General features: G+C 72.3%; 21 protein-coding genes. 10 read left to right on the top strand and 11 right to left on the bottom strand.

All coding sequences use genetic code 11. From position 1 onward, the window contains the following. Positions 1 to 16: 16 nt before the first annotated feature. Together ACK4HH_RS06470 and ACK4HH_RS06465 are read right to left on the bottom strand one after the other, a co-directional pair. Positions 17 to 649, bottom strand: a complete 633-nt coding sequence (locus ACK4HH_RS06470) for a CDP-alcohol phosphatidyltransferase family protein (protein ID WP_409649740.1) — start codon at positions 647 to 649, stop codon at positions 17 to 19. Further along, positions 649 to 1380, bottom strand: coding sequence for a TVP38/TMEM64 family protein (locus ACK4HH_RS06465; protein ID WP_409649736.1), 732 nt, complete (start codon positions 1378 to 1380; stop codon positions 649 to 651). The genes ACK4HH_RS06470 and ACK4HH_RS06465 overlap by 1 nt, the downstream gene beginning before the upstream one ends. Positions 1381 to 1457: 77 nt before the next feature. Here ACK4HH_RS06465 and ACK4HH_RS06460 point away from each other — a divergent pair, with 77 nt between their 5' ends. From ACK4HH_RS06460 to ACK4HH_RS06445, 4 genes are read left to right on the top strand one after another with little or no spacing between them, the layout of a single operon-like run. After that, entirely contained in the window at positions 1458 to 2699 is a 1242-nt protein-coding gene (locus ACK4HH_RS06460; RefSeq protein ID WP_409649734.1) for an ABC transporter substrate-binding protein, read from the top strand. Next, a complete protein-coding gene (locus ACK4HH_RS06455; RefSeq protein WP_409649731.1) occupies positions 2648 to 3592 on the top strand; it encodes an ABC transporter permease in 945 nt (314 codons plus the stop codon). Before ACK4HH_RS06460 ends, ACK4HH_RS06455 begins: the two co-directional genes overlap by 52 nt. 7 nt (positions 3593 to 3599) lie before the next feature. Next, a complete protein-coding gene (locus ACK4HH_RS06450) occupies positions 3600 to 4508 on the top strand; it encodes an ABC transporter permease (RefSeq protein ID WP_409649728.1) in 909 nt (302 codons plus the stop codon). Then, positions 4505 to 5593 (top strand): ABC transporter ATP-binding protein, encoded by a 1089-nt coding sequence (locus ACK4HH_RS06445; protein ID WP_409649725.1) that lies wholly within the window; start codon positions 4505 to 4507, stop codon positions 5591 to 5593. The genes ACK4HH_RS06450 and ACK4HH_RS06445 overlap by 4 nt, the downstream gene beginning before the upstream one ends. Before the next feature lie 18 nt (positions 5594 to 5611). Here the strand turns inward: ACK4HH_RS06445 and ACK4HH_RS06440 are convergent, their stop codons facing one another. From ACK4HH_RS06440 to ACK4HH_RS06420, 5 genes are all read right to left on the bottom strand, one after another. Continuing rightward, complete coding sequence (locus ACK4HH_RS06440; RefSeq protein ID WP_409649722.1) at positions 5612 to 7075, bottom strand: hypothetical protein; 1464 nt, start codon at positions 7073 to 7075, stop codon at positions 5612 to 5614. Between the two features lie 156 nt (positions 7076 to 7231). Then, the gene (locus ACK4HH_RS06435) at positions 7232 to 8017 is read right to left on the bottom strand and encodes a M23 family metallopeptidase (RefSeq protein WP_409649719.1); all 786 of its coding nucleotides are present in this window, start codon (positions 8015 to 8017) and stop codon (positions 7232 to 7234) included. A 233-nt stretch (positions 8018 to 8250) separates the two neighbouring features. Further along, the gene (locus ACK4HH_RS06430) at positions 8251 to 9333 is read right to left on the bottom strand and encodes a VIT1/CCC1 transporter family protein (RefSeq protein WP_409649716.1); all 1083 of its coding nucleotides are present in this window, start codon (positions 9331 to 9333) and stop codon (positions 8251 to 8253) included. Between the two features lie 90 nt (positions 9334 to 9423). Then, entirely contained in the window at positions 9424 to 9924 is a 501-nt protein-coding gene (locus ACK4HH_RS06425) for a DUF427 domain-containing protein (protein WP_409649713.1), read from the bottom strand. A 9-nt stretch (positions 9925 to 9933) separates the two neighbouring features. Next, positions 9934 to 10497: a hypothetical protein gene (locus ACK4HH_RS06420; protein WP_409649710.1), complete on the bottom strand. Its 564-nt coding sequence runs from the start codon at positions 10495 to 10497 to the stop codon at positions 9934 to 9936. Between the two features lie 257 nt (positions 10498 to 10754). Here ACK4HH_RS06420 and ACK4HH_RS06415 point away from each other — a divergent pair, with 257 nt between their 5' ends. Then, positions 10755 to 10958, top strand: a complete 204-nt coding sequence (locus ACK4HH_RS06415; RefSeq protein ID WP_055860048.1) for a cold-shock protein — start codon at positions 10755 to 10757, stop codon at positions 10956 to 10958. Positions 10959 to 11144: 186 nt separating this feature from the next. Here ACK4HH_RS06415 and ACK4HH_RS06410 read toward each other — a convergent pair whose 3' ends face one another. Further along, complete coding sequence (locus tag ACK4HH_RS06410) at positions 11145 to 12002, bottom strand: DUF3097 family protein (RefSeq protein WP_409649705.1); 858 nt, start codon at positions 12000 to 12002, stop codon at positions 11145 to 11147. 112 nt (positions 12003 to 12114) lie between these two features. Here ACK4HH_RS06410 and ACK4HH_RS06405 point away from each other — a divergent pair, with 112 nt between their 5' ends. The 4 genes from ACK4HH_RS06405 to ACK4HH_RS06390 all read left to right on the top strand — a co-directional run bounded on the left by ACK4HH_RS06405 (position 12115) and on the right by ACK4HH_RS06390 (position 15039). Further along, on the top strand, positions 12115 to 12951 hold the full coding sequence (locus ACK4HH_RS06405; protein WP_409649702.1) for a hypothetical protein: 837 nt from the start codon (positions 12115 to 12117) through the stop codon (positions 12949 to 12951). An 86-nt stretch (positions 12952 to 13037) separates the two neighbouring features. Further along, on the top strand, positions 13038 to 13391 hold the full coding sequence (locus tag ACK4HH_RS06400) for a GntR family transcriptional regulator (RefSeq protein ID WP_409649698.1): 354 nt from the start codon (positions 13038 to 13040) through the stop codon (positions 13389 to 13391). Further along, positions 13388 to 14281, top strand: a complete 894-nt coding sequence (locus ACK4HH_RS06395; protein WP_409649695.1) for an ABC transporter ATP-binding protein — start codon at positions 13388 to 13390, stop codon at positions 14279 to 14281. The genes ACK4HH_RS06400 and ACK4HH_RS06395 overlap by 4 nt, the downstream gene beginning before the upstream one ends. After that, positions 14278 to 15039 carry an ABC transporter permease gene (locus ACK4HH_RS06390; RefSeq protein WP_409649692.1) on the top strand — a complete coding sequence of 254 codons (762 nt, stop codon included), beginning with the start codon at positions 14278 to 14280 and terminating at the stop codon, positions 15037 to 15039. Before ACK4HH_RS06395 ends, ACK4HH_RS06390 begins: the two co-directional genes overlap by 4 nt. Here the strand turns inward: ACK4HH_RS06390 and ACK4HH_RS06385 are convergent. Continuing rightward, on the bottom strand, positions 15005 to 16537 hold the full coding sequence (locus tag ACK4HH_RS06385; protein WP_409649688.1) for a methyltransferase: 1533 nt from the start codon (positions 16535 to 16537) through the stop codon (positions 15005 to 15007). The two genes, ACK4HH_RS06390 and ACK4HH_RS06385, sit on opposite strands and share 35 nt — an antisense overlap. 186 nt (positions 16538 to 16723) lie before the next feature. Between ACK4HH_RS06385 and ACK4HH_RS06380 the strand changes: the two genes are divergently transcribed. Beyond that, the gene (locus tag ACK4HH_RS06380; RefSeq protein ID WP_409649685.1) at positions 16724 to 17287 is read left to right on the top strand and encodes a YceI family protein; all 564 of its coding nucleotides are present in this window, start codon (positions 16724 to 16726) and stop codon (positions 17285 to 17287) included. Positions 17288 to 17412: 125 nt separating this feature from the next. Here the strand turns inward: ACK4HH_RS06380 and ACK4HH_RS06375 are convergent, their stop codons facing one another. Together ACK4HH_RS06375 and ACK4HH_RS06370 are read right to left on the bottom strand one after the other, a co-directional pair. Further along, entirely contained in the window at positions 17413 to 17811 is a 399-nt protein-coding gene (locus tag ACK4HH_RS06375) for a fasciclin domain-containing protein (RefSeq protein ID WP_409649682.1), read from the bottom strand. 179 nt (positions 17812 to 17990) lie between these two features. Next, positions 17991 to 19364 (bottom strand): MFS transporter, encoded by a 1374-nt coding sequence (locus tag ACK4HH_RS06370; RefSeq protein WP_409649679.1) that lies wholly within the window; start codon positions 19362 to 19364, stop codon positions 17991 to 17993. Positions 19365 to 19385: the final 21 nt, after the last annotated feature.

The raw sequence follows: 19385 nt of genomic DNA, 5'->3' as shown, positions 1-19385 counted from the left end.
CGCCCCGACCCAGGCGTCAGCGCAGGGCGCGGTAGCCGGCCACCATGCGCTGCACGGCGCTCACGCCGACGAGCGCCGCCCAGCCGATCGCGATGGGCGCGGCCCAGAACGGCAGTATGAGCCACAGGGCGTGCACGACGATCGTCTCGGTGCCCTCGGCGATGCGGCCGAGGAACGACAGCGAGCGTCCGTCGTCGAGCTGACGACCGGTGCGCTCGGCGATCGACGAGAACGCCAGGAAGGCCGCGCCGTTGATGTAGTACGCGAGCAGCACGGCGAGGAACGGCCACCACGGGGCGCCGAAGCCGGCCGTCGCCCCGACCGCGACGCCCACGACCGTCGCGCCGTAGACGACGAAGTCGGCCGTGATGTCGAGAAAGCCGCCCGCCTCGCTGTGCGCGGCCCCCGCGGGCGCCGCCGCGCGACGACGGCGCGCGAGGGCGCCATCGAGCCCGTCGACGACGCGCGAGAGCAGCCAGAGCACGAGCGCGGGAATCCACCACTGCACGGCGGCCGCGACCGCCGAGCCGAGGCCGATCGCGAGCCCCGCCAGGGTGAGGCCGTCGGGCGTGATGCCCGGGCGGTCGAGGGCGCGCGCGAGAGCATCCACGGGTCGCGCGATGAGCGCGCGCATCGGGCGATCGAGCATCAGGACTCCGTCAGTGGGGCGGTCGGGGGTGCCGCGGCCGCGGCATCACGACGTATTCGGCGCCCTCGCTCGCCCAGGATGGCCCCGGCGATCGTGAGGGCTCCGAGCAGCCCGATCGCCAGCCAGGCCGGCCACTGCAGCTCGAGACCGAAGGCTCCGAGAGCGACGTAGGCCGCCGTGCCCGGGATGATGCCGAGCGCTGTTCCGAGCGCGTAGTCGCGGCGCCGCACGGCCGTGAGCCCCGCGCCGTAGTTGATGGCCGTGAAGGGGATGACCGGGATGAGCCGCAAGCCGATGACGGTCGCGAGGCCGCGCCGCTGCAGCAGGGCGTCGAGTCGCGCGACGCGTGCGCCCGTGAACCGTTCGACCGCCTCGCGGCCGAGCGCCCGGCCGAGCACGAACGCGATCGCCGCGCCCAGCAGGGCGCCGAGGTAGACGAGCACGAGGGCGAGGCCGAAACCGAACACGAGGCCCGCCGCGATCGAGAGCACGTTCTTGGGGGCGGGCGTCAGGGTGATCGCCGCGTAGAGCACGATCGTGACGATCGCACCCCCCCATCCGAGCTGCTGCACGCCTGCGCGCACCTCGTCGACGGGCGGCAGGGGAACGAGAAGCCAAACCGCGACGCCCGCCGCGACGAATACCACGAGAGCGATCGCACGGACGATGACAGCGGTGCGGCGAACCCGATCGGGGCCGCCGCCCGTGTCGGAGCCCGGCGCATCGGTCATGGTGGGTAAGTCTAAGAGTCGGCCGAACCGACTCGACCACCCCCGGCCCGCACCGACCGACCGATCGAGGAGAACCCATGTCACCCCAGCACCCCGCCCGTCGAGCCGCGCTCGCCGCGACGATCGCCCTCGGGCTCGTCGTGCCGCTCGCCGCGTGCTCGGCGCCCGCCGCCGACGACCAGCAGTATGAGAGCTGGGACGAGGTCGTCGCGGCCGCGCAGGGTCAGACCGTCAAGCTGTGGATGTACGGCGGCGACGAGCAGGGCAACGCCTACGTCAACGACGTGCTGGTGCCGGCCGCGGCCGAGCTCGGCGTGACGCTCGAGCAGGTGCCGATCGCCGACACGCCCGACGCCCTCAACCGCATCCTCAGCGAGGTGCAGGCCGGCGAGACCGACGGCGAGGTCGACCTCGTGTGGGTCAACGGCAACAACTTCGGCACGGGCAAAGAAGCGGGCGCCTGGGAGTGTGGCTGGACGGACCTGCTGCCGAACATGGCGCTCACCGACCCCGCCGACCCGCTGCTGCTCGACGACTTCGGCACGCCCGTCGACGGCTGCGAGGCGCCGTGGCACAAGGCGCAGTTCACCTTCGTCTACAACAGCGACACCGTCACCGACGTGCCGAGCTCGCTCGACGAGCTGCTCGACTGGGCCCGCGCGAACCCGGGCCGCTTCACGTACCCGGCTCCGCCGGACTTCACGGGCTCGGTATTCGTGCGCGAGGTGCTCTACAGCGTGAGCGGCGGCTACGAGAACGTGCCGCTCGCGTTCGACCAGGCCGCGTTCGACGAGCTGACGCCCGCGCTCTACGCCGAGCTGCAGGATCTCGAGCCGAGCCTCTGGCGCGGCGGCGAGACCTACCCGCAAGACTCGAACGAGCTCAACCAGCTGTTCGCCGACGGCGAGGTCGACTTCACGATGACCTACGGCCCCGCGACGCTCACGCAGCTCGTGGCCGACGGCACCTACCCCGCCGGCACGAAGGTGCTGACGCTCGACGAGGGCACGGTCGGCAACGCGAGCTTTCTCGGCCTCGCCTCGACCTCGGGCAGCAAGGCCGGCGCGATGGTCGTCGCCAACCTGTCGCTCTCGGCCGAGCAGCAGGCCGCCAAGGCCGAGCCCGAGGTGTGGGGCCAGTTCACGGTGCTCGACCTCGACCAGCTGAGCGACGAGCAGCGCGCGCTCTTCGACGCCCTGCCCTCTTCGCCCGTCGTGCCCGCCTACGACGTGCTGAGCGAGAACGCCAACCCCGAACTCGCGGCGGCGTGGGTCACGCCCATCGACGAGGGCTGGCGCCAGCTGGTGCTCGCGCAGTAGGGCCGAGCACCATCGTCGCCATCGACTCCCTGACGCCGGGGGCCCGCACCGCGGGCTCCCGGCGCTGGGCGTCAATCGCGCTCGTCGCCCCCGCCGTCGCGATCGCCGGTTTCGTCGTGCTCGGCGGCATCGGAATGTCGCTCGTGCAGAGCCTCGGGCTGCTGCCCCTCGTCGGCGAGCCACGCCTCAGCCTCGACGCCTACCTCGCCAACGGCGACGAGCTGCTGACGGGCCTGGGGCTCTCGCTGGGCATCGCCACCGCATCCACCGTGCTGTCATGCGTCATCGGCCTCACCGCGGCCGTCGTCATCACGCAGGGCCGCACGACGGGTCGACTCGTCGCCGCGCTCAGCGCCCTGACGATCCCCGTGCCTCATCTCATCGGGGCCGCAGCGGTCGGCCTGCTGATCTCGGACGCGGGCGTGCTGCCCCGGATGCTCGGCATCGACGGCACCGACTGGCCCGACCTCGTCGGCGGGCCCTGGTGGGTCGCCGTGGTGCTCGAGTACACCTGGAAGGAATCGGCGTTCGTCGCCCTCGTCGTGGCGGGCGTGCTCGCCTCACGCGTCGCGCGCTACGACGAGACCGCCGCCCTGCTCGGCGCCTCGCGCGCCCGCCGGCTGCGGCACGTCGTCATCCCGCTCGCGACGCCCGCCGTCATCGTGAGCGCCATCATCATCTTCGTCTACACCTTCGGCTCGTACGAGGTCGCCTGGCTGCTCGGCCGGCCGTACCCCGAGCCCCTGCCCGTGCTCGCCTTCCGGCTGTTCGATGCCATCTCGCTCACCTCGCGGCCCGAGGCCGCCGCCGTCGCCGTCATCACGACGGCCGTCTCGCTCGTCGTCGTCGCGCTCGGCATGGCCCTGCTGCGGCGCACGCCGCTGTGGCGGTGATGCGGCGATGGCCATGATGATCCCCTACGGCGAGCGTGTCACACCCGATGACCGCACGGTCGCGGCCCGCCCGCTCATGCGCCCGCGGCCCGCCGGCCGCACCCTGCGCATCGTCGTGGCGAGCCTGCTCGCCGTCTGGTTCGCGCTGCCCCTCGTGCCCCTGCTGCTGTGGTCGGTCGCCAACCGCTGGTCGGCACCCGCTGCGTTGCCGACCGAGTGGGGGCTCGACGGCCTCGCCTCGGCCGTCACAGCGGGGGCGGTGCCCGCCTTCGGCCGATCCCTGCTGCTGGGCCTCGTGGTCGCGGCCGTCGCCACGCCCCTCGGGGCCATGGCCGCGCGAGCGCTGGCCCGAGGAGCCGTGCCGGCGCCGCGGCTCGTGAGCGGCATCCTGCTCGCCCCGCTCGCCCTGCCCGCCTTCGTGGCCGTCATGGGGCTCACGATCGTGCTGCTGCGCGCCCGGGTGCCGGGGCTCATCGGCGTCGTGATCCTGCTCGTCGCCGCCGCGCTGCCGTACACGGTTTACACGATGCGGGTCGCCTACGCGGCCCACGACCTGGCCTACGAGGAGGAGGCGCGCACGCTCGGCGCCTCGCGGGCGCAGGTGCTGTGGCGCGTGCACCTGCCGCTCGTGGCCCCCGGGCTCGCGCGCGCGGCCTTCCTCGCCTTCCTCGTCGGCTGGAGCGACTACGTCGTCACCGTGCTCGTCGGCGGGGGCACCATCGTGACGCTGCCGCTGCTCGTCGCCTCGTTCGCGGCCGGGGTCGGCAATGACGCCGTCGTCGCCGTGCTCTCGCTCAGCGCCATCGTGCCGCCGCTCGTGCTGCTGCTCGGCCTCGGCCGCTTCGGCCGCCGCTACCCCACCGCCCGCTACCTCACCGGCCCCACGGCCAGTCGTTCCCCGAAAGGTGCCCCGTGAGCGCCAGCCTCGCCCTCGATTCGCTGACGAAGGTCTTCGACGGCGCCATCGCGCCCGCGCTCGAGTCGGTCTCGCTCGGCGTCGACGCCGGCGAGTGCCTCGCCATCCTCGGCCCCTCCGGCTCGGGCAAGAGCTCGGTGCTGCGCGCTATCGCGGGGCTCGACGCGCCCACCTCCGGGCGCATCCTCGTCGACGGCACCGATGTCGCGGGCGTCGCCCCCGAGCGCCGCGGCATGGCCATGGTGTTCCAGCGGCCCCTGCTGTTCCCGCACCTGAGCGTGCTCGACAACGTGGCCTTCGCCGCGACCGTCGCCGGGCAGCCCAAGCGCGAGGCACGGGCCGACGCCCGGCAGTTTCTCGAGCTCGTGCAGCTCGAGGGCTTCGGCGAGCGCCCCGTCACGGCGCTCTCGGGCGGGCAAGAGCAGCGGGTCGCCATCGCGCGCGCGCTCGCCGCGCGCCCGCGCGTGCTGCTGCTCGACGAGCCGTTCAGCGCGCTCGACCCCGAGCTGCGCTCAGACATGCACGCGCTGCTGCGACAGATCCGCCAGCAGCTCAATCCGACGATCGTCATGGTCACGCACGACCGCGACGAGGCCGCTGTCGTCGCCGACCGCGTCGCCCTGCTGAGCGCCGGGCGGCTGCTGCAGCACGACACGGTCGAGCGGCTCTACACGCGCCCCGTCGCGCTCGCGGTCGCGCGCCTCATGGGCGGGCGCATCGAGCTGCCCGGCGAGGTGCGCGGCGGCGTGCACCGCTCGGCGCTCGGCGACATCGCGGCCCCCGACGGCGAATCGTGGCCCGAAGGCCCCGGGATGCTCGTGGTGCGCCACGAGGCCGTGCAGGTCGCGACGCTCGAGGCGGGCGTGCCCGAGGGCATGGTGGGCATCGAGGTCGTCGTGGCCGACCGGCGGGCGCGGGGACCTCGCGCCGAGATCACCCTGGCCGGCGGCGAGGCCATGCTCGAGGCCGAGGTGCCCGCGAGCCGGCCGCTCGTCGTGGGTCAGCGCGCGACCGCGCTCATCCCGCGCTCGGCGTGCACGGTCGTTCCGCTCGACGAGCGGGAGGGCATCCGGCCCCCGGTCTGACCCGGGTCGGGTGGCCCGCTACCAGCGCGAGGCGCTGTCGGCGAGCTCGTCGACCTTGCCGTTCGAGATGCCGGTGCGGCGCTCGCCCTTGGGCTCGAGGGGCAGCAGCGTGCGCAAGCCGATGTTCTCGATCGGGTCGAGCACCGAGTGCTGAGCGCAGGCCGGCACGAGCTCGCCCGTCTCGGGGTGGCTCATGGCGTACATGCACGATCCGAGGCGCTCTTGCGTCTCTTTGAGCTTCGGGTCGTCGGCCACGATGCCCTGCTTCATCATCTCCCACGCCGGCTTGACCTGCTCGGCGTCCATGAAGTTGTGCACGACGAAGGTCTTGAAGCTCACCTTGCCGCGCCGGGCCGCGCGCAGCAGCGCGCGCATGCCGCCGCCGCGCTTGACGATGCGCGCGACCAGGCCGACCATCGGCGGCAGGTCTTGCGGGTGGCTCAGCACCGCGCGCATGACCTTGATCGTGAGCGCCCAGGTGGGAACATCGCCGAAGATCATGCCGCCGTAGTGCTTGAGGAACCGGTCGCGGGCCGCGATGTCTTTCGGCTCGTCGGCGTCGAGCACCGAGGCGAACCGCCCGTCGACCATGACGCCGACCGTGTGGCGGTTGCAGCGCGGGTCGCCGAACTGCACGGCCTTGTGGGGCAGCTTCTGGCCCGCGCCGGCCTCGATGCGCTCCCACACCGCGTCGATCGTGACCTCTTCGAAGTTCTCCTTCCAGCGGCGGTCGTCGCCGATGAAGGCCGCGGGCTGGAACGACATCATGTCGTAGGGCATCGCGAGCACGTCGCGCGTGACCTGCTCGACCTCGTCGAGGTTGGTCGGCGTCACCGTCATGTTGTGGGCGAGGTACGAATCGACCTTGTGCTCGGCCTTGAGCTTCTCGAACATGGCCGCGAACTCTTCGCGGAAGGGGTTGAGCTCGGCCTCGCTCTTGGGCCGCACGGCACCGCGGCGCCCCCGCATGAGCGAGTCGAAGTGGGCGGCGAACGAGACCTTCTTGAAGGCGGGCTTGCCCTGCTCGTCGAGCACGACGTCGATCAGGTAGTCGTAGTCGAAGTCGCCGTGCGTCATCGACATGGGCTCGCGGCCTACGGCGCGCATGGCGAGCAGGGTGTCGCGGTGCGCCTTGGGCGGCAGCAGGCTCACCTCGCCGCCGATGAGCTGCGCGTGGGCGCGCGGGCCGCGGATCTGCCGCAGCAGCGCCATCTGCTTCGTCACCTCGGTGACGGTGTGGTCACCGTCGATGCGCACCTTGTTGGCGTCGGCCGAGTGGTAGCAGGGCGAGCACGTGAGGTTGCACTTGGGGAACACGCCATGCGTGCCCTCGCAGCCGACCGCGCACTTGCCGAGCAGCTGCTCGGGCGTCTTGGCGTGCTCGGGCAGCTCGGCCCAGCGCTTGTCGAGCGCCCGGCGCGTGTCGGGGTGGATCGGCCGCGTCTGCAGCTCGAACTCGCGAAGGGCGGTGGCGATCGACATGGGGGCTCCTCGTGCGGTTCGTCAGACGGTTCCCGGTGCACCGGGGCCGTCGGTCGTCAGTCTAAGCACGAGGGGTTCGGAACCGAGCCCTCATCGGTTTGGTCGTCGGTCGCGCCGCCGATCGGCCCGCGTGCGAAACCGTGCGGGCCAGCGCCGCTATTGGGCGCCGTTGGCGGCGAGCCAGGGCAGCGGATTGATCGCGCCACCGCCGATGCGCAGCTCGAAGTGCAGGTGCGGGGCCGTCGTGACGCCCGTGCTGCCGACGGTGCCCACCTGGTCGCCCACGCGCACCTCGTCGCCCACCCGCAGGGTGAGCGAGCCGTTCTCCATGTGCCCGTAGACGCTCGAGATCGCCTGGCCGTTCACGACGTGATCGATGATGAGGTAGACACCGAGGGTGCTGCCCGAGGTGACGACTTTGCTCACGACGCCATCGGCCATCGCGACGATGGGGGTGCCGCGGCCCGGGTTCCAGTCGACCCCCTGGTGCTGCGTCGAGCAGGCGCCGCAGGCCTGGTCGCGCGGACCGAAGGGGCTGCCGACCGGGGCCCCCGAACCGACGGGGTACATGACGGGCGGCCGCACGTCGATCGTGAACTCCGGCCGCGCCGAGGGGACTGCCGCTGCGAGCGCATCGGCCTCGGCCGCGGCGGCCTCGTCGGCGGCGCCGTCGGTCGTTGCGCTCAGCGATGCGGCGGCGGCCGCCGCGGGGTCGGCGGCGTCAGCGACGGCGCCCTCGGGCGCGGTCACGAAGAGCTGCGGGGCCGGTTGCGACGACTGCTCCGCCTGCTCGGCGGCCACGGCCAACGCCGTCGAGACCCCGTTGCCGAGCAGCAGGGTGAGCGTGATGACCGAGGCAGCGGCGACCAGCAGGTGGTGGCGAACCCGGTAGGGGTCGAGCGCGACAGCGCGCGGCAGCGAAGGGTGCAGAAGATGGAGCATGAGAAGAGAAACACTTCCTGGTGGCGGCCGGCAGGCCGTGGACACGGTGAGTGCACGTCATTGCGCAGTTCGACCTCGCGGCACCCGGTCGGGCACTCGGCACAAGGTCAGGAGGTCGTCGCACCCGCTCCGGCGGAATCATTCGCACCGGCGGCACTCGCCCCTGTCGGCTACGCAGCCAACACTCCAGCCTGACGCAGAAACCTGTGAAAGTGCTGTTCGTGGCCGAACGATCAGGCGATCGTTGCGCCGAACGCGAGCCCGAGCAGATACGTGGCGGCCGCCGCGCCGTAGCCGATCGCCAGCTGGCGCAGGGCGCGCTTGAGCGGCGAGGCTCCCGAGAGCACCCCGACGATCGCTCCTGTCACGAGCAGCGCGAGGCCCACGAGCAGGGCCGAGACCGCGATCGCCGTGACCCCGTCGAGCCCCAGCAGGTACGGGATCACCGGGATGACGGCCCCCGAGGCGAAGAACGCGAAGCTCGAGAGCGCCGCACCCCACGCCGAGCCGATCGCCTCGTGCTGCTCGGCCTCGGCCTCCGCCGCCCGGGCCGCGGCGGCCACCGGGTCGTAATCGGCCAGGATGCGTCGCGCATGCTCGACCGCCTGCGCCTCGTCCATGCCGCGGGCGCGGTACACGAGCGCCAGCTCGTTCGCGTCGACATCGAGGTAGGGCAGCGCGGTGTGCGCCTCGGGGTCGGGGGTGGAGGCATCGAGCAGTTCGCGCTGCGAGCGCACCGAGACGTACTCGCCGGCCCCCATCGACAGGGCGCCAGCGAGCAGCCCCGCGAGGCCCGTGAGCAGCACGGCACCCGGCCCGAGCCCGGCCGCCCCGATGCCCATCACGAGGGCGAGGTTGCTGACGAGGCCGTCGTTGGCGCCGAACACGGCCGCCCGAAAGGTTCCCGACAGGCGCTGGCGGCCACGTGCCGCGAGGCCCCGCACGACCTCTCCGTGGATGCGCTCGTCGGCGGCCATCGCGGCCGTCGCGTGCGCGTCGTCGGCGTACGGCGAGCGCGACTCGGCCCGCTGAGCCAGGGCGAGCACGAAGACGCTGCCGAATCGGCGGGCGAAGAACCCGAGCACGCGCGTGCGAAGCGACACCGCGGGCACGCGCTCGGCGTGGGCCCCGAGCAGGGCGACCCAGTGCGCCTCGTGCCGCGACTCGGCCTCGGCGAGGGCGAGCAGGATCGCGCGCTCCTCGCCCGACCGTCGTGCCGCGAGGTCGCGGTAGACGGCGGCCTCGGCGCGCTCGTCGGCGAGGTACCGCCGCCACCGACGCACGTCGGCGGGGTTCGGCTGGGCGCTCGCGGTCACGCGCCCATGATGTCAGCGGGGGCGAGGCGGGCGCAGTTCGGTGCTCCGAAACGGTCGAGGCCGAGCATCCACGGCCCGATCAGCGGGTCGTCACCAGCCCCAGGTGCCGGGCGCGCCCTTGAACGGGCCGACGATGCTCGCGGTGATCCACCCGCCGTAGAAGCCGCCCTCTTGCGCGGTGACGGTCTCGCCGTCGACCGTGCAGCGGTCCATGCGGCCGGGGTACACCGACACATAGCCCGCGATGCTCTCGAAGCCGCGGCTCGGGCTCGGGTAGTACCAGCCCGCCCGCTCGGCGACGACGCCGCCGCCGCCCACGATGTCGAAGTACGCGGCACGGCCCTTGAACTCGCAGAACGACGAGCCCTCACCGGGCACGAGCGCACCGTCGACGAAGTCGTCGGGCGGCAGGTAGTAGGCGGGGGGATGACTCGTCTCGAGCACGCGCACGGCACGCGTCGTGTCGGCGATGAGCCGACCACCCAGCTCGATGGTCACGCGCGCGGGCACGGGCTCGACCCGCGGGGGCCGTGGATAATCCCAGACCGACTCCTGGCCCGGTCCCGGCTCGATGCGCTTCGGCCGCGCCATGATCGCGGCCTAGAACCCGAAGTCGCCGAAGTCGCCGAAGCCGCCGCCGTCGAACCCGCCCGCGTCGGCCGCACCGGCATCGGCGGCACCGGCGTCCGCGGCACCGGCGTCTGCGGCACCGGCGTCCGTCGCCCCGGCATCCGTCGCCCCGGCATCCATCGGCGGCAGGAAGGCGCTCGCGAGCGCCGAGCCGATGACGTAGCCCGCGACGGTGCCGAGCAGCGAGGCGCCCACCATCTGACCGAACGAGGGGCCGGCGAGCGAGCGCTCCATGGTTCCAGGCTGCCGCAGCTCTGACCGCGTGGCGGCGCGCGCGAGCGTGCCGGGCTCGTCGTCGGCGGGCGCCTCGCCCGCGGGGGCCGTGCGCGCGAACTCGTTGAACACGAGGCGCCTCTGCTCGGGGCTCAGCTTCGCGAAGGCCTCGGCGTGCACCTGCTCGATCGTCTCGGGCGGTGCGGTCTGCAGCAGGTAGCGGTAGCGCTCGACGGCGCGGTCGTCGTCGGTGCGCGCACCGGCACGACGCGGTGCGGGCTCGGGGGTCGGGGCGCCGAAGAGGCGGTCGAAGAAGCTCATGCGGTGTCTCCTGGGGGTCGGATCCCCCACATTAAGGCCCGACGTTCGGTGCAGGCTGTGCAGAGCTCGTGTAACAACTCGGTGAAGGATGCCCCCGCAGCGCCCCCTGTGCACTACTGTCAAGAGCGAAGTTGATACGCCTCGGCGATCCGAACGTGCGGTGCAAGCAGTACGTGCTCTCGTATAGAGCAGGATTCACGAGTGGTTCGACTGGTGGTTTCGACAGTCGAAACTCCGTGAGTAACAAGGAGTCAGTAATGACGACAGGCACTGTTAAGTGGTTCAACGCCGAAAAGGGTTTCGGTTTCATCACCCCCGATGACGGAAGCGCCGACGTGTTCGCGCACTTCTCCGCCATCCAGTCGAACGGCTACCGCTCGCTCGACGAGAACCAGAAGGTCGAATTCGACGTCGCGCAGGGCCCCAAGGGTCTGCAGGCCGAGAACATCCGCCCGCTCTAGTTCCCTCCCCGTTTCTTCGAGCCGGCTCACGCTGATCCGGCTCACGAAACAAGCACGACAGCCGCCCCCCGATGACGTGGGGCGGCTTTCGTCATTCCTGCACACGTTTGTCGCACCGAAAACGACACCTCGCACGCTCACCATCGTGCGAACTGTCGCAAACCGTGAGAGGGGCGCTCGGTTCCGCTACTCGGCGGTGACGAAGTCGATGAGCTGCTCCACCCGGCCGAGCAGCGCCGGCTCGAGGTCGGCGTAGCCCCGCACGCTGCCGCGGATGCGCCGCCAGGCCGCCGCACGATCCGCCACTGTCTCGTGGGGCCAGCCGAGGGCGCGGCACGTTCCGCTCTTCCAGTCCTGCCCGCGCGGCACGTCGGGCCACGCCGCGATGCCGACCACGGCCGGGCGCACTGCCTGCCAGATGTCGATGAATGGATGCCCGATGGCGAGCACGTGCCGGGCATCCACCCGCGCGATCGCCTGCTCGACGAGCCGCATCTCCTTCGATCCGGGCACCCAGTGGTCGACGAGCACCCCCACGCGGCGCCCCGGCGATGGGGCGAAGTCGACGAGCAGCTCGGCCAGGTGATCGACGCCCTCGAGCAGCTCGACCACCACCCCTTCGAGGCGCAGGTCGTCACCCCACACCTGCTCGACGAGCTCGGCATCGTGGCGACCCTCGACCCAGATGCGGCTCGCGCGGGCCACACGCGCGCGGGCGTCCGCCACCGCGAACGAGCCGCTCGCCGTGCGGGCGCGCGTCGCGGGGGCGGCCGGCGCCGCGGGGGCGACGAGTCGCACCGGAGCGCCGTCGACGAGGAAGCCCGCACCGAGCGGGAACACCCGAACGCGGCCGTGCCGATCTTCGAGGTGCACATTTCCCGCGTCGACGCGCACGACGGCGCCCACGAAGCCCGCCGCGTTCTCGGCGGCGGCACCGGCGGGCAGTTCGACGACGAGGTCGAGGTCGGCGGGGGTCTCGGGCACGACCGTGCGCCCGACTGCCCGCCAATCGCCGGAAAGCACGTCGTCGCTGTAGTCACGCATCCCGCGAGGCTATGAGGTGGCACGTCGACGCACGCGATGCCTCGCCGATGTCGTCGTATGGCCGCGGTGAGTAGGGTGTGCGCATCACGACACGCGATGCGAGGGAGAAGCCGTGCGTTCGACCGGTCAACTGTTCCGCTGGGGGCTCACCAGCCTGCTGCTCGTGCCCGTCGCCGGCTTCGGCTGGTTCGCCGCGGGCGGCGCCGTGGGCTTCTTGTGGCTCGCGCTGGCCCTCGTGCTGCTCGGCGGCGGGCTCAACGCCGCCGCGATCGTGCGCGGCGTTCGCCGCGTCGGCTCGGGCGCGCTCATGACGAGCCTCGACGGCATGACGCCGGGCGACCGCGCGGGCGAGTTCCTCGACGAACCGCTCGCCCCCCGTCAACGCGTCATCCTCGTCGACGGCACCGTGGTGGGCGAGGGCGGGGTCGACAATCCTGTGACGCCGGGCCCCGCCTCGCGCGGCGTCCGACGCCGCGTGGGCCTCGCCGCGGCCGCGGCACTGCTGGGGCTCGTCGCGTTCGGGGCGTTCGCGCTCGCGGTCGAGCAGCCGCTCGCGATCGCGCAGGGCCAGCTGACGCTCGACGAGGTCTACGCCGTCTGGGGCACGGCCTCGCGCGTGGGCTTCACGATCACGATGACCATCTGGGTCGTGCTCTCGCTCGCCGTCGTGCTCGGCGTGGCCGTGCTCGCGCTGCTGCCGGCGCTCGCCGCCGACCGCATCCTGACGCCGCGGCGCATGCTCGCCGCGGCGTGCATCGCCGGCAGCGCGATCGTCGTCGCCGCATGGTTCCCGCACCTCAGCATGGGCATCAGCCTGCCCGACGAGCTGCCCTTCCCCGCGGGCGGCGTGCAGAGCGCCGCGAGCCTCGCCTTCGGGCTCGCGGGGGTCGCGCTCAGCGCGATCGCCATCCTCATCACCGTGCCCGACTGGCGGCGCCCGACCCGCTGACGGCGGCCGCGGCCGCGCCGCTTGACAGGCCTCGACTTCTCTGGCTAGTTACTTGACTAAGTAACCAACACAGAAGGGAGGCTCGCGTGGACGACGGTCGACCGATCTTCCTCCAGATCGCCGAGCTGATCGAGAACCAGATCATCGACGGCTCGCTCGCCGAGGGCGCCCAAGTGCCCTCGACGAACGAGTTCGCGGCGTTCCACCGCATCAACCCGGCCACGGCACTCAAGGGCATCGCCCTGCTCGTCGACGCGGGCGTGCTCTACAAGCGCCGGGGTATCGGCATGTTCGTCGCCGAGGGCGCGCGGGCTCGCCTGCTCGACGAGCGCCGCGAGCGGTTCGCCGCCGAGTACGTGCAGCCGCTCGTCGTCGAAGCGCGTGCGCTGGGCCTCACCACCGACCACCTCATCGAGATGATCCGAAAGGGCACCCCATGACCACCATCGTCGAGGCGCGCGGCCTCACGAAGCACTATCGCGGCATCACGGCCGTCGACGGCGTCGACTTCACGCTCGAGCGCGACACCATCACGGGCCTGCTCGGCCGCAACGGCGCGGGCAAGACCACCCTCATGCACCTGCTCACGGGGCAGGAGTTCGCGAGCAGCGGCTCGATCACCGTGGCGGGCGAGAGCCCCGTCGAGAACCCGCGCGTGCTGCAGCACACGTGCTTCATCAAAGAGAGCCAGCGCTACCCCGACGACTTCAAGCCGAAGCACGTGTTCGCGGCGGCCCCGGGCTTCTTCCCGCACTGGGATGCCGCCTTCGCCCGCGAGCTCGTGGCCGAGTTCCGTCTGCCCGTCGACCGCCGCATCAAGAAGCTCTCGCGCGGGCAGCTGTCGAGCGTCGGCATCATCGTCGGCCTCGCCTCGCGCGCCCCGATCACGATCTTCGACGAGCCCTACCTGGGCCTCGATGCGATCGCGCGGCAGGCCTTCTACGACCGCCTGCTTGCCGACTACGCCGAGCATCCCCGCACCGTCATCCTCTCGACCCACCTCATCGACGAGGTCGCCGATCTGCTCGAGCACGCGATCGTCATCGACGCCGGCCGAGTGCTGATCGATTCGCCCGTGGATGCCCTGCGCGCCCACGCCGCCACCATCGCCGGCCCGGCCGAGGCCGTCGACCGCGCGGTCGCGGGCCTCGAGGTGATCCACCGCGAGCGCCTGGGCGGATTCGTCAGCGCGACCGTCGCGGGCATCACCGAGCAGGTCACGCGTGACGCCCGTGCCGCGGGCCTCGAGGTCGGGCCCGTGTCGCTGCAGCAGCTCATCATCCGCCAGACCGGCGGCACCCCCACCGAGCACGAGGAGGTCTCGCGATGACCACGACCACCACTCCCCTGACGATGACGGCTCGACCGCTCGTCGCGCGCATCGGCACCGTCGTGCGCCTGCTGTTCGCGAACCCGTGGACGGCGATCTACACGCCGCTGCTCATTCTCACCGTCATCGTGCTCATGAACCTGGCTGTCTGGGGAATCGTGCGCGCGAGCATCCCGCCCGAGGGCGAGATGGCGACCTCCGTCAACGGCGGCGTCTTCTTCCTCTTCGTGTACATGCTCGTCGTCGCGGTGCAGACCGTGAACCAGGCCTTCCCGCTCGCGCTCGGCTACGGCAGCACGCGCCGCGACTTCTTGCTGGGCTTCGGCGTGTTCGCGGTCGTGCTCTCGATCGGGTACGCGGCACTGCTCGCCACGGGGGCCGTGCTCGAGCGCGCGACCGGCGGCTGGGGGCTGGGCCTGAGCTTCTTCTCGATCGATGAGCTCTGGCGGGCCGACTGGGTGCAGGGATTCGGGTTCAGCATCCTCGCCTTCCTGCTGTTCTTCGGCATCGGCGCCGCCACGGCCGCGGTGTACGTGCGCTGGAAGGCCATGGGCATGTACGTCTTCTGGGCGGGGCTCGTGCTCATCGGCATCGGCGGCGCGGCCCTCGTGACCTGGCTGCAGGCCTGGCAGCAGGTGGGCGCCTTCCTCGCCGCGGCGGGCGTGCTCGGCTCGGCGGCGTGGAGCCTCATCATCACCGCGTTCTGCGCACTCGCGGCCTGGGTCATCCTGCGGCGGGCGACGCCGTCGCAGGGCTGAGCAGCCCCGTCACGATCAGATCGCGCACGAGCGGCAGCAGCTCGGCGCGCAGGGCGCCCTCGTCGACCTCGAGCAGGTCGGCGAGGGCGCCCACGATCTCGTGCACCGTCAGCTCGCCGTCGCTCGCGCCGACGAGACCGGCGAGCGCGGCATCGGCCTCGATCGTGCGCGCGAAGCCGCCGCCCTGCCGCAACCGGATGACCGTGGGGTTCTCCTCGCCCGGCCAGTAGTGGCGCTCTTCGGTGACATCGGGAGCGACCTCGAGGCGCAAGGCGCCGAGCGCCGCGTCGTCGAGCGCGGCGATGCGGTCGTGGGCGCGCAGGCCCGCGAGCAGGTGGTCGCCCAAGCCGGAGGGCGTGCCGCCGAGCGGCGAGCCGAGCACCTCGGTGCGCAGCAGGCGCACCGCATCCGGCGCCGACGGCCGCCGCAGCACGATATAGCCGAAGCCGACGGCGGTCACCCCGCGTGCCGCGAAGTCGTCGAGCCACTCGCCGGCGAGCGCGGCGTACTCTGGGCTGCCGACGCGCGTGCCGCCGTCGCGAATCCAGGTGGCGGCGTACTCGGCCGGGCTCTGCCGCTCGCGCTCGACGACCCAGCCGTCGAGCCCCGACTCGGTGATCCAGCGACGCACGCGCGCGAGGCCGTCGCCCCCGAGCTCGTCGCGGTACTCCCAGTTGCCGAGCAGGTGCGCGGTGCCGCCGGGGTGCAGGTGGTCGGCGACCCCGCGCACGACCTGCTCGACGATCGCGTCGCCGACCCGTCCGCCGTCGCGGTACTCGTACACCAGAACGCCCGCGCGCCGCGGCGTGATGACGAAGGGCGGGTTGCTCACGATGCGGTCGAACCGCTCGCCCGCGACCGGCGCGAACAGGTCGCCCTGCCGCAGCTCGACCGCCTCGACGCCGTTGAGGGCCAGCGTGAGGCGCGCGCGGTCGATGGCGCGCGCCGAGATGTCGGTCGCGACGACGCGGCGCGCGTGGCGGGCGGCGTGCAGCGACTGGATGCCGCACCCGGTGCCGAGGTCGAGCACCGAGTCGACCGGCTCGGTGGGGATGAGCGTCGCGAGCGTGAGCGACGCACCCCCGACGCCGAGCACGTGATCGGGCGGCAGCGCGCCGCCCAGCGCGAGCTCGCCGAGGTCGGAGGCGATGAACCACTGCACCGCTCCCCCGGCGTCGATCGCAGAGTAGGGCCGCAGGTCGAGCAGGGCGCGGCCCCGCTCGTCGACGAGCCCGAGCGCGCGGGCCCCCGCGGTGCCGAGGGCGGGCAGGGCGCGCGCGAGCGCCGCATCGTCCACGGCCTCGCCGAGCACGAAGAGCCGGGCGAGCGTCGCCGCGGCCGACTCGGGGGCGACGTGCAGCGCCCGGCTCGCCGCGACGCGATCGCCCCGCGCGAGCGCCGCATCGGCCTCGTCGCCCCAGAGCTGCCGCAGCCGGTCGACGGTGTAGCCGGCCGCGAGCAGGTCGGTGCGCAGCAGGGCGGTGAGGTGAGCATCCACGCCCCTAGTCAACCTCACCGCGCGATGCGGACGATTTTCGCGCGAGGGGGAATAGACCGACGACGCCCTCGCGTTGCACGAGGAGTCGCCGCGCATCGATGCGTTCGCATCGAATTGCTGCGCACCGTGTCGCGACGTCTCAGAGCCGACCGGCTCGACCTCGCCACCGACGAAGGAGAACCCCTCGTGACCGCCCTCACCGCCGACACGATCCCCGGCTACCGCACCGGCACCTGGACCGTCGACCACTCGCACACCGAGATCGGCTTCAGCGTGCGCCACCTGGCCATCAGCAAGGTCAAGGGCGTGTTCGAGACCTTCGACGCCACCGTCGTCGCCGCCGAGAACCCCCTCGAGTCGCAGCTCACGGTGACCGTCGACATGGCGTCGATCAACACCAAGAACGCCGAGCGCGACGCGCACCTGCGCACCAACGACTTCTTCGCGATCGACGAGTTTCCGACCCTGACCTTCGTGTCGACCGGCCTGCGGGTCGAGGGCGATGCCCTGCTGCTCGACGGCGAGCTCACGCTGCGCGGCGTCACCAAGCCCATCACCATCACGGGCGAGTTCGGCGGCATCGCCACCGACCCCTGGGGGAACGTCAAGGCGGCCGCGAGCGGCAGCACGGTCATCAGCCGCAGCGAGTTCGGGGTCAACTGGAACGCCGCGCTCGAGACCGGCGGCTTCTTGCTCGGCGACGACGTGACGATCACGATCGACGCGCAGTTCGCGCTGCAGGCCGACTAGGCGTCAGCACCGGATGCGGGGCGCTGCGCGCCCCGACCCCTCGAATGCAGAACGGGGCGGCCCCGAAAGGGACCGCCCCGTTCGCCGTCCGCCCGAAGGCGGCAGGTTGCGCGAGTCGTCGCGCTCTACGGCAGCAGCACCGCGTCGATGACGTGGATGACGCCGTTGTCGCAGACGATGTCGGCCGTGACGACGGTCGCGCCGTTGATCTTCACGCCGTCGGTCAGGTCGACCGTGAGCTCGGCGCCGTTGACCGTCGCGGCCTTCATGCCGTTGCTCAGGTCGGCGGCGTGCACGGCACCCGGCACGACGTGGAACGTCAGGATCGACGTGAGGGTCGGGATGTCGGCGAGCAGGCCCTCGACGGTGCCAGCGGGCAGCGCCGCGAACGCCTCGTCGGTGGGGGCGAAGACCGTGAACGGGCCCTCTCCGTTGAGCGTGTCGACGAGGCCGGCAGCACCGACGGCGGCGACGAGAGTGGTGAACGAACCGGCGCTGACGGCGGTTTCGACGATGGTGGCCATGGGGATCTCATCTCTGATGACGTGCGTGGAGAAGCCGAAAGGCTTCCGCCCGAGCGGTCTCGATCGGGTACCCCCACTGTGCGCCCCCGCACCCCGTGGGCACCCGTGCGCGGGCAGTGCATCGCCCCCACGCGAGCCGACCATCGCCTGTGCGTCGTGAACAGCACGTGTCGCGAGGGCTACGCGCCGGTGCCCTCTGCCTCGGGGTTCTCTTCGTCGACGGGGCGCTGCCGCCCGCTCGCGGCACCCGGGCCCGTGACGATCGGGCCGGTGTCGGTGGTCGCGACGATCTCGGTGTCGGTCAGCGGGTGAGCGAGCTCATCGGGCCCGAGCCGGGCGATCAGCAGGGTGAGGGCGGCGAGCACGACGGGGATCGCCCCGGCGGCGAGGAACGCGATGGGGATGCCGATGAGCTCGCCGACCGGGCCGGCGATCGCCATCGAGATCGGCATGAAGGCGAGCGAGACGAAGAAGTCGAGGCTCGACACCCGCCCGAGCATCTCGGGGGGCACGCGCCGCTGCAGCAGGGTGCCCCACACGACGGTGGCGCCCGAGAAGAGCACGCCGCACACGAAGAGGGCGACGACCATGAGCCACAGCTGGTCGGTGAGGCCGATGACCACGAGCGGAGCGCACCCGAGCCCCCACGCCGCGATCATGAGGGTCAGGTAGCGCCGCGGCAGCCGCATCGAGGCGACGACGATTGAGCCGAGCGCTCCTCCGATGCCGAAGGCGGCGAGCGCGAGGGCGAAGGCCCCGGCGCCGCCCCCCGTCTGGTCGCGCACCGCGAAGGGTAGCAGCACCTCGATCGGCCCCATGATCACGAGCACGAGCAACGCCGAGTACAGCAGCGTCGCGAGCAGCCAGCGCGTGCGCAGCATGTACCGCACGCCGTCGCGCACGTCGACCCAGACCGCGCGCAGCGCGTGCACGGGCTCGGCGTCGGCCTCGCGGCGCACGGGCGTGGTGCGCATGCAGGCCAGCAGCACGGTGGCGAGGCCCTGCGTCAGGGCGACGATCGCGAATCCGAGGCCGGGCGAGAGGATGGCGATGGCCGCGCTCGCCGCCGCGGGCCCCGCCGCCTGCATGAGGGTGGGGCGCAGCACGCCCTCGATGCCGTTGGCCGCGAGCAGGTCGTCGGCCGGCAGCAGCGCGGGCAGCCAGGCCGAGTACGCCGGGTAGAAGAAGCCGTCGGCGACGCCGAGCAGCAACGAGACGAGAGCGAGGTGCCAGACCTCGAGCGTGCCCGTGAGGGCGAGCACGGCGATGGCCGCGGCCGAGGCGGCCTTGACGCTCTCGACGGCGGCGAGGATGCGCTTCTGCGGAATGCGGTCGGCGGCGACTCCCCCGAACAGCACCGCGAGCACGAGCCCGATGCTGCCGCCCGTCGCGACGATCGAGAGGTCGACCGGGGTGCCGCCAAGCTCGATCACCTGCCAGACGACGGCGACGATCCACACGCCCGTGCCGAAGAGCGAGAGCACGAGGGCGGTGGCGAGCAGGCGGTACTGGCCGGCCGCGAACGGCCGCAGCGCCCGAGGCAACGAGGGCATGACGCACACCCTATCGGCAGC

The sequence above is a fragment of the Microcella sp. genome, from assembly GCF_046296455.1.
Classification (GTDB): domain Bacteria; phylum Actinomycetota; class Actinomycetes; order Actinomycetales; family Microbacteriaceae; genus Microcella.
This window is presented reverse-complemented; position numbering and strand designations above follow the sequence as displayed.